The sequence below is a fragment of the Arthrobacter sp. LFS091 genome, from assembly GCF_047977885.1.
Classification (GTDB): Bacteria; Actinomycetota; Actinomycetes; order Actinomycetales; family Micrococcaceae; genus Arthrobacter.
The window spans coordinates 239,675-252,278 of sequence record NZ_JBFPFP010000005.1 but is presented as its reverse complement, the minus strand read 5'-3'; the positions used below and the strand labels follow the sequence as shown (position 1 = coordinate 252,278).

Annotated in this window: 13 protein-coding genes; 2 read left to right on the top strand and 11 right to left on the bottom strand. The window is 63.2% G+C overall.

Annotated elements, in window-relative coordinates:
• Positions 1-21: 21 nt before the first annotated feature.
• The 4 genes from ACNQOP_RS11405 to clpS form a co-directional block, all read right to left on the bottom strand.
• Positions 22-816: an MBL fold metallo-hydrolase gene (locus tag ACNQOP_RS11405; protein ID WP_284987051.1), complete on the bottom strand. Its 795-nt coding sequence runs from the start codon at positions 814-816 to the stop codon at positions 22-24.
• Positions 813-1,886, bottom strand: coding sequence for a glutamate racemase (gene murI, locus ACNQOP_RS11400; protein ID WP_416404501.1), 1,074 nt, complete (start codon positions 1,884-1,886; stop codon positions 813-815). The genes ACNQOP_RS11405 and murI overlap by 4 nt, the downstream gene beginning before the upstream one ends.
• Positions 1,887-1,950: 64 nt before the next feature.
• Positions 1,951-2,517: a DUF2017 domain-containing protein gene (locus tag ACNQOP_RS11395; protein ID WP_211711568.1), complete on the bottom strand. Its 567-nt coding sequence runs from the start codon at positions 2,515-2,517 to the stop codon at positions 1,951-1,953.
• Entirely contained in the window at positions 2,510-2,872 is a 363-nt protein-coding gene (gene clpS / locus ACNQOP_RS11390; protein WP_235521586.1) for an ATP-dependent Clp protease adapter ClpS, read from the bottom strand. The genes ACNQOP_RS11395 and clpS overlap by 8 nt, the downstream gene beginning before the upstream one ends.
• 37 nt (positions 2,873-2,909) lie before the next feature.
• Between clpS and ACNQOP_RS11385 the strand changes: the two genes are divergently transcribed.
• Together ACNQOP_RS11385 and ACNQOP_RS11380 are read left to right on the top strand one after the other, a co-directional pair.
• Positions 2,910-4,238, top strand: a complete 1,329-nt coding sequence (locus tag ACNQOP_RS11385; RefSeq protein WP_416404500.1) for a nicotinate phosphoribosyltransferase — start codon at positions 2,910-2,912, stop codon at positions 4,236-4,238.
• Entirely contained in the window at positions 4,238-4,864 is a 627-nt protein-coding gene (locus tag ACNQOP_RS11380) for an isochorismatase family protein (protein ID WP_349470363.1), read from the top strand. Before ACNQOP_RS11385 ends, ACNQOP_RS11380 begins: the two co-directional genes overlap by 1 nt.
• A gap of 73 nt (positions 4,865-4,937) precedes the next feature.
• On the opposite strand, the gene ACNQOP_RS11375 is transcribed toward ACNQOP_RS11380, so the two are convergent.
• The 7 genes from ACNQOP_RS11375 to ACNQOP_RS11345 all read right to left on the bottom strand — a co-directional run bounded on the left by ACNQOP_RS11375 (position 4,938) and on the right by ACNQOP_RS11345 (position 12,599).
• Positions 4,938-6,713, bottom strand: coding sequence for a DEAD/DEAH box helicase (locus tag ACNQOP_RS11375; RefSeq protein ID WP_235521589.1), 1,776 nt, complete (start codon positions 6,711-6,713; stop codon positions 4,938-4,940).
• A 112-nt stretch (positions 6,714-6,825) separates the two neighbouring features.
• Positions 6,826-7,164 (bottom strand): DUF3039 domain-containing protein, encoded by a 339-nt coding sequence (locus ACNQOP_RS11370; protein ID WP_211711563.1) that lies wholly within the window; start codon positions 7,162-7,164, stop codon positions 6,826-6,828.
• Positions 7,165-7,172: 8 nt separating this feature from the next.
• Positions 7,173-7,955, bottom strand: coding sequence for a glucosamine-6-phosphate deaminase (gene nagB, locus ACNQOP_RS11365; protein WP_257369127.1), 783 nt, complete (start codon positions 7,953-7,955; stop codon positions 7,173-7,175).
• Between the two features lie 86 nt (positions 7,956-8,041).
• Positions 8,042-9,613 (bottom strand): transporter, encoded by a 1,572-nt coding sequence (locus ACNQOP_RS11360; RefSeq protein WP_257369128.1) that lies wholly within the window; start codon positions 9,611-9,613, stop codon positions 8,042-8,044.
• The gene (locus ACNQOP_RS11355) at positions 9,595-10,470 is read right to left on the bottom strand and encodes an ABC transporter ATP-binding protein (protein WP_416404499.1); all 876 of its coding nucleotides are present in this window, start codon (positions 10,468-10,470) and stop codon (positions 9,595-9,597) included. The genes ACNQOP_RS11360 and ACNQOP_RS11355 overlap by 19 nt, the downstream gene beginning before the upstream one ends.
• 42 nt (positions 10,471-10,512) lie before the next feature.
• Positions 10,513-11,613, bottom strand: a complete 1,101-nt coding sequence (locus ACNQOP_RS11350; protein ID WP_416404498.1) for an NADH:flavin oxidoreductase/NADH oxidase — start codon at positions 11,611-11,613, stop codon at positions 10,513-10,515.
• Positions 11,613-12,599 (bottom strand): co-chaperone YbbN, encoded by a 987-nt coding sequence (locus ACNQOP_RS11345; protein WP_416404497.1) that lies wholly within the window; start codon positions 12,597-12,599, stop codon positions 11,613-11,615. The genes ACNQOP_RS11350 and ACNQOP_RS11345 overlap by 1 nt, the downstream gene beginning before the upstream one ends.
• Positions 12,600-12,604: the final 5 nt, after the last annotated feature.

Sequence of the window (12,604 nt, the reverse complement as noted above, 5' to 3'; positions counted from 1 at the left end):
GCCCCCCCGACGACGGCCCACCTAGATGGTGTAGTGAACCCCGGCGACAGCCACAGCCACGTCTCCGAATACCGGCTTTGCCTCCGAGAGTACTTTGGTCTGCGAGGTCCACACGGGAATGTGCGTCAGCAGCAGCCGTTTGGCCCCTGCGTTTGCAGCGGCCTCGCCTGCCCGCTTGCCTGTGAGGTGGACATCCTTGATGTCGTCGTCGCGGCCCTCCTCGAAGGCAGCCTCACAGAGAAACAGATCCGAACCCTTGGCAGCGTCCTCGAGCCCCTGGCAGGAATCAGTATCCCCGGAGTACGTCAGGACCTTGGTAACCGGAATGCCATCCTTGCCCGGTTCCGTAGCGGTAACACGCAAGGCGTATGCCTCTTCAACCGGGTGATTGACGGAATAGGGCGTGACGGTGAAGGGCCCCACAGTTACGGGCTTCTGTTCGGCCCAGTTGGTGAAGTCGAACTCCTCGTGCATCCCGGGATCAAGTTCCAGCCCATAGGCGGTCGCCATCCGGTCCGCGGTTGCCGCAGGCCCCCACACCGGAAGCCTGTCACGACCCCAACCGCCTGGTTTCCAACGGACGGCGACGTGCAGGCCGCACAAGTCCATGCAGTGGTCCGGGTGCAGGTGGGTGAGGAAAATCGCGTCTATGTCCTCAAGGTCCGTGTAGCGCTGGATCGCGCCCAAGGCTCCACTGCCGAGGTCCATGACTATTTTCCACTCACGTTCGCCATCGTGTGCGGTCACCAGGTAGCAGGACGCGGGCGAACCGGGGCCCGGGAAGGATCCGGTGCACCCCACGATCGTCAGCTTCACAGGCCACGTCCCATGGCCGCACCCGAGCCGAAGGCGGGGTTGCCCTCTGGCTGGACGAAGTAGGAACGTCGCGACAACCCGGATCCCGATCGGGCAGCTTCCAGCATCTCGGGGGTAATGCGGGCCAGGCTGCCAGTGGGGTACTGGGCAGCCACATGGTCAACGTGCTTGACGGAAAGGACCTCAGGTCCCAGGAAACGGCGGGCCAGGGTTTCGAAGTGTGCCGCATCCCCCGTGGCGATGAACTCGTGGCTGGGCGCTGCAGGCTCCGTCCGTTGGATACCGTGGTTGGCCAACGCACGGTAGACATCCTTGGCCGTCTCTTCGGCGCTGGATACGAGCGTCACGTCTTCGCCCATGACGAACGAGATGACCCCGGTCAGCAGGGGGTAGTGCGTGCACCCCAGGACAACTGTGTCCACGCCGGCCGCTTTGAGTGGTTGCAGGTATTCGTTCGCTGCCGACAGGAGGTCCGGACCGGTGGTGATTCCCGCTTCCACGAACTCGACGAACGCTGGGCAGGCCGCAGACGTGATGGTCAGGTCCGGTGCAGCAGCGAAGGTGTCCTCGTAGGCGCGGGAACCTACCGTAGCGGAGGTGCCAATAACGCCTATCCTGCCGGAGCGTGTGGCTGAGACGGCGCGGCGGACGGCCGGCTGGATGACCTCGATAACAGGGATACCGTAACGGGCCGTGTAGCGTTCACGGGCATCCCGGAGCACGGCAGCCGACGCGGAATTGCACGCAATGGTGAGCAACTTGACGCCGGAGTCCACCAGCTCGTCCATGACGCCCAGGGCGTTGGCCCGCACTTCGGCTATCGGAAGCGGGCCGTAGGGGCCGTTGGCGGTGTCCCCCACATAGAGGATCGACTCATTGGGGAGCTGGTCAATGATGGACCGCGCTACCGTCAGCCCGCCAACTCCCGAGTCGAAGATACCGATCGGGCGCGCCCCCACGATTTCCCCGTCGCTGAGGTGGCCGCCACTGGCTGAAGCGCCGCTTGGTGAACTGCCCGATGCTGAAGTCATAATTATTCGAGAATAAGGCTTCCCATGGCGTCCGGCCATTACCTGTGGTCTCCGCCTCGTGTCTGATGTGTCACAAGGCGGCAGCACCAACCCACGGGGCGGATCAGGATTTCGCCTGCCTGGCGGAGATCATGGCCTGCACCAGGGACTCCTGGAGCCACGTCGTGAAGTTGTAGACCAACGCCAAGTAGCTCTCAACGTCCTCCGCCTGGCTCCAGTCCTGCATGCTGTGGATGTGCTCCGCGTCAGCCTCATCGCGGATGTCCAGGCGTTCGGACAGAACAAGCCGCACATCGTTCAGTGCCATGGACCAGCGGGTGGCATCTTCGAGGGTCAGGACCAGTTCGTCCTTGTCCAGTCCCATGGCGGTGGCCCGCAGGGCGCCGACCTTGCTTTCCCGGACAGAGCGTTCGGTGAGCTGCCGGAACTCCAGCGAGCCGTCGTCGTCGTCCTTCAGGACATTGGGCAGAAGCCGTAAAAGGGCGCGGTCGCTGGGCTGCTTGACGTCCATGTCCAGGCCAATCAGGGCCGCCAACGGATCCTCGTTGTCCCGGGCATCGGAGTCCAGCATGGAGATGACATCGTCCAACAATCCACGCAGGAGGTCCCGCTCGGCCGGCTCCAGGTATCCGGTGATGCCCTTGAGTCCAAACTTGAATGCCTTAGCCACGCTGGCGGCCGCCCTTTCCGGGTGTCTCATTGCCGCTCGCGGCCTTTTCCACGGTGGCCCAGAGACCAAATCCGTGCATTGCTACGGCGTGCTGCTCAACTTGTTCCTTGCTGCCATGGGCAACAATGGACCGACCCTTCTTGTGGACCTCCATCATCAGTTTGTGCGCCTTGGACTCCGAATAGCCGAAGTAACTCTGGAACACATAGCTCACGTAGCTCATCAGGTTGACGGGATCATTCCAGATCACAAGGTTCCAAGGGATATCAGGGGCGGTCAGGACACCGGTGGACGACTGCTCCGCAGTTTCCGTCCGCTCATCGATGTCCGTGCCAAACGCAACGCTAGGGCTCATCTGTCCATTCTATGGCGGCTCGCACTAGAGTGAATTCGTGAGTAGAGCCACGTCGTGGGACCACCCCGCAACTTCCTTGTACACAGACCACTACGAACTGACCATGCTTCAGGCAGCCTTGCACTCCGGGGCCGCGCATCGCCGATCAGTGTTCGAAGCCTTCGCCCGGCGGCTGCCTGACGGTCGCCGCTACGGCGTTGTGGGAGGCACTGGACGATTGCTGGAGGGCATCGCCAACTTCCGGTTCGGCAACGACGAACTGGAGTTCCTGGAGCAAAACAACGTGGTCAACCGGGAAACCCTGGATTACCTCGCCAATTACAGGTTCAGCGGCGATATCTGGGGCTACGCCGAAGGCGACGCCTACTTCCCCAACTCCCCCATCCTCATCGTCGAATCAACGTTTGCTGAAGCCTGCATCCTGGAAACGTTCATCCTCTCGGTCCTGAACCATGACAGCGCCATCGCCTCCGCTGCCTCGAGGATGACCTCTGCCGCCGGCACCCGCCCGTGCATCGAGATGGGCTCCCGGCGCACCCAGGAGGAATCCGCGACGGCGGCCGCCAGGGCCGCTGTGATTGCCGGCTTTGCCAGCACCTCCAACCTGGAAGCCGGACGCCGCTACGGCATCAAGACCGTGGGCACTGCTGCCCACTCCTTCACGCTCCTGCACGACACGGAGCGGGAGGCCTTTGAAGCCCAAATTGCAACTTTTGGCCCGGGTACCTCGCTGCTCGTCGACACGTACGACGTCGAAACAGCCGTCCGGACCGCCGTCGACCTTGCCGGTGACAAGCTGGGCGCGGTGCGCCTGGATTCAGGCGACCTCGTCGCCCAGGCACAGTGGGTCCGGCAGTTGCTCGATGACCTGGGCAACGTCAACACACGCATTGTGGTGACCTCGGACCTCGACGAATTCGCCATCGCGGCCCTGCAGTCCGCCCCCGTGGACTCCTATGGGGTAGGCACATCCCTCGTTACCGGTTCCGGCGCACCGACGGCCAGCATGGTCTACAAACTGGTGAGCCGGACCAACGACGACGGCGAATTCATCCCGGTGGCCAAGGCAGCCAAGAACAAGGTCAGCGTCGGGGGCCGTAAATACGCCCTTCGCAAGCTCAACGAACGCGGCAAGGCAACCCACGAAATCGTGGGGATCGGCCACCGTCCCGACGACGACGGCAACGACCGGCAGCTGCTCCAGCAGTTCGTCAAGAACGGCGAGGTCCTTCCCGGCTGGACCGGCCCGGAAGGCGTCGTCCGTGCCAAGGAACGGCACGCCGCAACCATGGCTGAGCTACCCGCCGTCGTCAACCGGCTGCAACGTGGCGAGCCCGCCATTCCCACTGTCTATGAGGAGAACTGATGTCCAGGGCACTGATCATCGTCGATGTCCAGAACGACTTCTGCGAGGGTGGCACCCTTGCAGTTGAGGGAGGCGCAGCCGTAGCCGGCGCCATCACCGAATACGTCGATGCCAACCAGCATCTCTTCGATCACATCGTTGCAACCCAGGACTGGCACATCGAGCCGGGCGCCCACTTCTCGGACGAGCCCGACATGGTCGATTCGTGGCCTCCGCACTGCCGGGCAAGGACCAAAGGGGCTGAGCTCCACGAGGACCTGGACCCCGAGTACATCCAGGCCTATTTTCGCAAAGGGCAGTTCACCGCTGCCTACTCCGGCTTCGAAGGCATCCTGGCGCCCGAAGACGACGTTCCCTCCGGCGACCTCAAAGCAGGGGCCGCGGTGCCCGAAGTCCTGGATGAAGAGGCCATCGGCCTGGACGACTGGCTGCAGAGCCACGACGTGGAGGAAGTGGTGGTGGTAGGCATTGCGACCGACTACTGCGTCAAGTCCACGGCCTTGGACGCTGTCCAGGCCGGATACAGCACCACAGTCATCGCGGACCTCACGGCCGGTATTGCCGAGGACCTCACCGAGGCATTCGAGGAGATGGAAGCAGCCGGCGTCGAGGTTGAACACAACTGACCTGGACGCCATGAATGCCAAAGGGCGCCGCAACCGCGGCGCCCTTTGGCATACGTGCTGAAACTTGGGCCGGCTACTTCCGGCCTATGAACCAGTCCTGGAGTTTACGCAGGCGTGCCTGCAACTGCTCCTCATTGGCCTGGGCCACAGCCGGGCCACCGCACACTTCCCGCAGCTTGGTGTGGACCACTCCGTGCGGCGTTCCTGTACGGGCGGACCACGCGGCCACGTTCTTGGCCAGTTCGTTCCTCAGGTCCATGAGCATGCGGTGGTCCGGGATCGCCGGCGACGCGGCTGCCGCCAAGGGTGATTGCCGTTTCTTCCGCGACTGCTGTTCGTGTTGGCGCTGGCGCAGCAACGTGCCCACCTGCTCGGCGTCGAGAAGCCCCGGTATGCCCAGGAAGTCCAGCTCTTCATCGGAACCGATGTCGGCCCCCGTACCGAACTCGCCGCCGTCGAACAGGACACGGTCAAAGGAGGCCTGCGAGTCCAGCGCTTCGAATTTACCCTTGGTGAGCTCGTCCGAGGCCTTGTCTTCCCGGTTTGCTTCAGCCATGAGGTTCTCCTCGGGGCTGAAGAGTCCGTCGTCGTCCTTCTCCGGACGGTCAAGGGCGTGGTCGCGTTCCGCTTCCATGGTGTTGGCAAGGATCATCAACGGCGGGACCGAAGGAAGGAATACCGACGCCGTTTCGCCCCTTTTGCGGGCACGCACGAAGCGGCCCACGGCCTGGGCGAAAAACAGCGGGGTGGACGTCGAGGTGGCGTAGACACCCACCGACAGGCGCGGAACGTCCACGCCTTCGGACACCATCCGAACGGCAACCATCCAGCGCTTGTCCCCTGCAGAGAACTCTTCAATCTTGCTGGAGGCCTTGGAATCGTCAGAAAGAATCACTGTGGGCGACTGCCCCGTGATCTTCTTCAACTGTCCCGCATAGGCGCGGGCGTCGTCGTGGTCCGTAGCGATCACCAGGCCACCAGCGTCCGGAACCGTCCGCCGGACCTCGCTCAGGCGCTTGTCCGCGGCAGCCAGGACAGCCGGGATCCACTCGCCAGTAGGGTTCAGGGCCGTTCGCCAGGCCTGGGACGTAATGTCCTTGGTCACGGCGGCTTCGCCCAGCGAGGCCGCCATCTCGTCACCGGCGCTGGTCCGCCAACGCATCTGGCCCGAGTAAGCCATGAACAGGACGGGACGAACCACGTGGTCCCGCAGCGCGTTGCCGTAACCATAGGTGTAGTCGGCCTTGGAACGGCGAATGCCGTCACGGTCCTCGGCGTATTCGACGAAGGGAATGGGAGAGGTATCCGAGCGGAACGGCGTACCCGTCAGGGACAACCGCCTCGTTGCAGGATCGAACGCCTCGCGGAGGCCGTCACCCCAGGACAAAGCTTCACCGCCGTGGTGGATCTCATCAAGGATCACCAGGGTGCGAGCAGCTTCAGTCTTCGCTCGATGCAGCATCGGCTTGCTGGCCACCTGGGCGTAGGTGACGGCCACCCCAACGAACCCACGGCCGTGCTGCCCGTCGGAATTCTTGAAGTTGGGGTCGATGGCAATTCCGACCTTGGCTGCAGCGTCCGCCCACTGCCTTTTCAAGTGATCCGTGGGCGCCACGATGGTCACGCGGTTGACCACCCCGCTGTCCAGCAGCGTGGTGGCGATGCGCAGCGCAAAGGTGGTCTTACCTGCACCGGGCGTTGCCACGGCAAGGAAGTCCTTGGGATTGCGCGTCATGTAGAGGTCAAGTGCCTCCTGCTGCCAGGCACGAAGCTTGGGCGCGGTACCCCAGGCGGCGCGCTCCGGGTATGCGGGAGGCAGCGAGGGTCCACCAAAAAGTGTCTCGGTCATGCTGGTTTCCCCCGCAAGCTGGCAGCGTCAGCGACGCCCTGCTTTCCGGACACGCCGCAGCGGTCCGGAAAGCGGTAACGATCAGATTGGGCCTGTGTTTGCTTCCTGCCCACTACTTGGAGTTGTCCGGGCCGCCGTTTTTTCCACCGTCGTTGCCGGGGCGGAGGCCTTCGTAAATCTCCTTGCACTCCGGGCAGACCGGGAACTTCTGGGGATCGCGCCCTGGCGTCCACACCTTGCCGCACAAAGCGATCACAGGTTCACCGGTCAACGCCGATTCCATGATCTTTTCCTTGCGGACGTAGTGCGAAAACCGCTCACGGTCGCCGGGCTCCACTTCCTGGCGCGTTTCCTCGCGCTCAATGGTGGCAGTGGACGTTCCGGCTCCGGAAAGCTCGCGCATGGGGTCGTTTTCGAATGGATCCGGAGGAAGCGTAGTCATGCCAAACATCTTACCGTCTACAGCCCCTGCCACTCCGGCTTGTTGTCGTAAGTGTGCCGATAGTAGTCCGCCAATTTGAGTGAGGAAGCAGCAGCCTCGTCCACCAGGATGGTCGCGTGCGGATGCATCTGGAGGATGGAAGCAGCACAGATGGCGGCAACAGGGCCTTCGACGAAGTCACGGACGGCCTGCGCCTTTTGGGCACCGGTGGCCACCAGGACTACGTGCCGGGCATCCATGATGGTTCCAAGGCCTTGCGTCACCACGTGGTGGGGAACGTCGTCGATGCTGTCGAAGAAGCGTGCGTTGTCCTTGCGGGTCTGCTCAATCAAGGTTTTGATGCGGGTCCGCGAAGCCAACGAAGAACCCGGCTCATTGAAACCGATGTGGCCGTCCGTTCCGACGCCAAGGATCTGCAGGTCCACCCCGCCCACGGCCTTGATCGCGTCCTCGTATGCCTGGCACGCCGCTTCAAGGTCGTCGGCGGCACCATCGGGACCATGGACGTTCTCCGGCTTGATGTTCACGCGGTTGGTGAACTCGCGGCGGATCACTTCCCGGTAGGACTCAGGATGGCCGGCTTTGAGGCCCACATACTCATCCAAAGCGAAACCGTGGGCTTGGCTGAAGTCCAGTCCCCCGGCTTCGTAACGGCTCGCCAGTTCGTCATAGACGGGCAATGGCGAAGAGCCTGTTGCCAAGCCCAGCACTGCATTCGGCTTACGGCGCACCAGCGCCTCGATGGCATCGGCAGCGAGCGCACCGATCTGCTTGGTGCCAGGGAGAATGACAACTTCCATCGTCACGCCTTTCTACTTATGGGTTCTCGAAGTATCTTTCACAGAGGTTATCCCATGTCCCATCTATGGGCATGGATATTACGGAATCAGCGATTAACGCTGAGCTGGGCGAACATTTCCGGCCCGCGCGCGTCCAACCATTTTCCGCCCAGGCGCACGCCAAGAACGAAGAGGACCAGCCCCAACAACGGACCCACCGCCAGGTTGATCCAGCCCGCTTCGGGCCCACCGCTGAAAGCCTGGACAGCCACCAGCGCCAGTTCAGGCACCAGCAGGAGGGCAAGAAGTCCCATACCCACTGCCTGTACAGCCAGGGTCTGGGCAACATTTCCTGGTGGCTTCTTGAAGGGGCTGTCTCCTGGCAAGGGAACCGCAATGTTGTAGCGGGCCGAAATGACGGAAGCCAGGCCCAGACCGGTAAAGAGCGTCCCCAGCGACAAGCCCAAAAGGTTCGGCAACCAGTGCCAATCGCCCGTGACGAACAACGGGGCAACCGTAAACAGCAAGACGACGGGAAGCGAGATGGCCAGGCAAGCCAGTGCACGCCCCAGCCGATCATCAAGGCCGCGGACCCCAGCTGCGAGATGGAGGGCGAATGCCGTGTTGTCATACGAGACATCGGCGCAAATTGACCACGCCATGGTGAACGCCGTCAACGGTCCGAGGATCATGAGCAGGCCGTAGCTGCCGCTTTGGGACCCGGCAAAAAAGAACAGGACCGGGAACATTGGGACAATCACCAGGGATGCCGCATACCTGGGATCCTTGAACCAATAGATCAAGGCGCGGGCCGCTACCGCGCCTGCCGGCGTCCCAGGCAGAAGGCCGAAAAGTCCAAGTTTTCCGCCCTTCTTCGCCGAACCGCCGGAGTACGGCGGGGTGACCAACGCGCGTTGCAGCAACAGGTGCCAGCTAAAGAGCAGGACAACGATGGTCGCCACCGAGATCAGGAGCTTGACGGCCGCAGCAACAACATCGCCGGCCGCAAGGTCTCCACCCAAGGACCACGGGGCGCCAAACGGTGTCCAGGACACGGTGCGGGCCAGCGCTGGAAGATACTCCGCGCTTCCCCGGACGCCATCCACCACTCCCGCCATGATCGGACCGAGCAGGACAAGTGGGATGAACACGATAATGCTGCTGACGTCCTTGAAACGCCGCGAGGACGCCAGGCCGGCGGTGGCCGTAGTGACCACCTTGGACAGCACCACGCAGGTAACGGCACCAAGGACAGCGCCAAGCAGCGCCCCTGAAACGGCCGGGACGCTCCTCCACCAGGTCCCGACAGTTCCCAGGGCCGCGATCAACGTGGCCAGCCCAGGAATGCCTATGAATCCTGCGAGCGCCAGTCCAGTCAGCAGTTGCCGTGGTGGAATCGCAAAAGTCGTGAAGCGGGCGGGATCCAGGGTCATGTCAGCTGCCGAAGCGACCAGTGGAATGATGGCCCACCCCAGTACGGTTACCGCGCCGCCCAACACAACCACGGTGTGCGCGATCCCGGCGTCGGCCCAGCGCAGGGCCACCAAACCACCCACAAGGAGGGACAGGACGCCCAGTGCATAGAGCAAACCGAGGGCCATGCCCACCAGCTGCCAAGGACTGCGCTTGAAGCCGTTCAGCAGCAAACGCCACTTCAGGTTCAGAAGGTGCGCAACCATTCCAAGCCCTCCGTCCGGTGTCCGCCGCCCACCAACTGAACGAAACGGTCCTCCAAGGTGGAACCACCACGGACCTCGTCCACGGAACCGGCCGCCAGCACCCGTCCTCCGGCAACGACGGCGACGTGGCTGCACATGCGTTGCACCAGGTCCATCACGTGGCTGGAGACGATGACAGTGCCGCCGGATGCGACGTAGCTTTCCAGGATGCCGCGGATGTTTGCGGCTGAAACGGGGTCCACCGATTCGAATGGCTCGTCAAGGACAAGAAGTCGCGGGGCATGGATGAGCGCCGAGGCCAAGGCGATTTTCTTTGTCATGCCGGCTGAGTAGTCGACCACCAACGTGCCGGCGTCTGACTGGAGATCAAGGGCAGCAAGCAACTCGGTGACACGGGCACCGACGACGTCCCGGTCCATTCCGCGCAGCAGCCCCGAATAGGTCACCAACTGCTCGCCTGTGAGGCGGTCGAACAAACGCACACCATCAGGAAGAACACCCATGAGCTTCTTGGCCTCAAGGGGTTTGGCCCAGACATCCACCCCGTGCACGAACGCCGTACCGAAGTCGGGCCGGAGCAAACCGGTGGCCATTGACAGGGTGGTGGTCTTACCAGCCCCGTTCGGACCGACCATTCCATAGAACGAGCCCGCAGGGACCTCCAGGCTCACGCCGTCCACGGCAATCTTTTCGCCGAACCGCTTGGCCAGGCCCTGGATGGAAAGCGCGGCAATGGTGCCTCCAGCGGGGGAACCATCTGGTGCCGGCGGCGTAGCGTTGGCCTGGGCTGGTCGGTTTACGTGCGGCTCGGGTGCTTGCGGTGGTGTGGACATGGGTTCATGGCGTGGTTCCGTCATGTGACCAGCCTAACCTCGCTGGTGTGTACCTGCCCGGACGTCCTAGAAGCCGTGGCGGGGCACAGCGCGCTGGTATTGCGGCACCCATGGGATGTCATGTCCAAGTTCATATGCCGCCCGGAGCCACCAGTGGGGGTCCCGCAGTGCAGCACGGGCCATGAAGACGGCATCCGCACGCCCGTTGGCCACGATGTCTTCGACCTGGGCGGGGCTGGTAAGTAAGCCGACTGCCGCGGTGGGAACACCGGCGTCGCGCTTTATTTGCTCGGCGAACCCTGCTTGGTATCCAGGAGCAACCGTGATTTTCTGGTGGGCCACGGCACCTCCGCTGGACACATCCACCAGATCCACTCCACGCTCAGCCGCAGCGCGGGCCAGACGGACCGACGCGTGGACGTCCACTCCCCCTTCTGCCCAGTCCGAAGCCGATATCCGCAACAAAAGCGGCATTGACTCCGGAATGACCTTCCGGACGGCGTCCACCACGGTGAGCATCAGCCTGTTCCGGCCGTCTTCATCACCACCCCACCGATCGGTCCGGGTGTTGATCAGCGGGCTCTGGAACTGGTGCAGCAAGTAGCCATGGGCGCCGTGAATTTCGACGGTGTCGAACCCTGCGGCAACGGCGCGGGAAGCTGCCGCAGCGAAATCCGCCACCACTTGTGAAATGTCGGCTTCGCTCATGGCAGCCGGCGCGGCATATCCATCAAACGCATCCGTGGTCGGCCCAACGGTGGCCCAACCGCCGTCGGACACTGCAACTGATCCCGAACGGCCCGAGAAAGGCCAATAGGTTGATGCCTTGCGGCCTGCATGGGCCAGCTGGGCCCCGATCCTGCAGTCCACGGCGCCGTGTTGGTGCACAAAACGGACTATCCGTTCCCAACCCGCCGCTTGTTCATCGGAGTACAGGCCGGCGTCCAAGGGACTGATCCTGCCCTCCGCGTTCACCGCAGCGGCCTCGCTCATGATCAACCCGGCACCGCCCACCGCGAAAGAACCGAGGTGCATCAGATGCCAATCGTTGGGGACTCCTTCCCCGGTTTCGGGATGGCAGCTGTATTGGCACATGGGCGAAACCCAGCCCCGGTGCGGGACCGTGAGTGAACGCAGCTGCAGCGGGGTGAACAGTGCGGACGGCACTAGAAGAGCACCCTGGCGAGACCCTGGCGGGCCTTGGCGACCCTTTCGTCCTGCGTCCCGACAACTTCGAAGAGTTCCAGGAGGCGAACCCTGGCCGTCTCGCGCTCCGGTCCGAAATTCCGGCCGATGAAGGTGATGATGCGGTTGAAAGCGTCCTCGATGTGGCCGCCGGAAACATCAAGGTCGGCCACACCAAGCTGGGCTTCGATGTTGTCCGGTTCCTGGGCAGCCAGGTCGCGGAGCTTTTCGGCGTCGGGAGCAGACAGGCTCTCCAACCGTGCCATGAGGTCCACTTGGGCCAATCCGGCTTTGGCGTCGGCGTCGGCCGGTTGTTCCAGGAGAGCCTGCTTGTAGGCCTCAGCCGCACCCGCGTAGTCGCCTGCCTCAATGGCATCGATCGCTGCCTGGTGGAGCGGCGGAAGCGCTTCGGGTTCGTCCGTCCCTTCAGTCGGGGCGGAGTCGCCGATGCTGCCGGTAACGCCGTTGGCCGCAGCGACCTTCAGGAGTTCTTCAACAAGGTCCCGGATCTGCGCATCATCTGCGGGTCCTTGGAAGAGCGGAACCGGCTGGCCCTTGATGACCGCTACTGCGGTGGGCACAGCCTGGACCTGGAACGCCTGTGCAAGCTGGGGAAAGGCATCAACGTCGGCGGCAGCGAGCACCAGGCGACCGCCATAGCTTTCAACAACCCGTTCCGAGGCCTCAAGGACAGCGGGTGATTCTGCCGCATAGCGCGACCAGAGAAGGAACAGCACAGGGATCTGGGCGGAAAGCTGCGCCAGATCCTGGAAATTGGTTTCGGTAGCTTCCACACGCAGCGGAGCCCTGCCGGACCCGCCTTCGCCGGGGGTGCCCCCATCCGGTGACGCGGAAGCAGGCGGCGCGGGTGGCGCTGCCGGGCGGCGCAACGACGAAAGGTCTACTGCACCACGAAGGTTGAGCTGGCTGGCAGCGGCTGGAGTGGGTCGGTATCCGGGCGAACTCATACTGT

Coding starts and splice junctions, on each gene's coding strand:
- murI (WP_416404501.1), bottom strand. CDS start 1,886: ATGGCCGGACGCCATGGGAAGCCTTATTCTCGAATAATTATGACTTCA.
- clpS (WP_235521586.1), bottom strand. CDS start 2,872: ATGAGCCCTAGCGTTGCGTTTGGCACGGACATCGATGAGCGGACGGAA.
- ACNQOP_RS11380 (WP_349470363.1), top strand. CDS start 4,238: ATGTCCAGGGCACTGATCATCGTCGATGTCCAGAACGACTTCTGCGAG.
- ACNQOP_RS11375 (WP_235521589.1), bottom strand. CDS start 6,713: ATGACCGAGACACTTTTTGGTGGACCCTCGCTGCCTCCCGCATACCCG.
- ACNQOP_RS11370 (WP_211711563.1), bottom strand. CDS start 7,164: ATGTTTGGCATGACTACGCTTCCTCCGGATCCATTCGAAAACGACCCC.
- nagB (WP_257369127.1), bottom strand. CDS start 7,955: ATGGAAGTTGTCATTCTCCCTGGCACCAAGCAGATCGGTGCGCTCGCT.
- ACNQOP_RS11360 (WP_257369128.1), bottom strand. CDS start 9,613: ATGGTTGCGCACCTTCTGAACCTGAAGTGGCGTTTGCTGCTGAACGGC.
- ACNQOP_RS11355 (WP_416404499.1), bottom strand. CDS start 10,470: ATGACGGAACCACGCCATGAACCCATGTCCACACCACCGCAAGCACCC.
- ACNQOP_RS11345 (WP_416404497.1), bottom strand. CDS start 12,599: ATGAGTTCGCCCGGATACCGACCCACTCCAGCCGCTGCCAGCCAGCTC.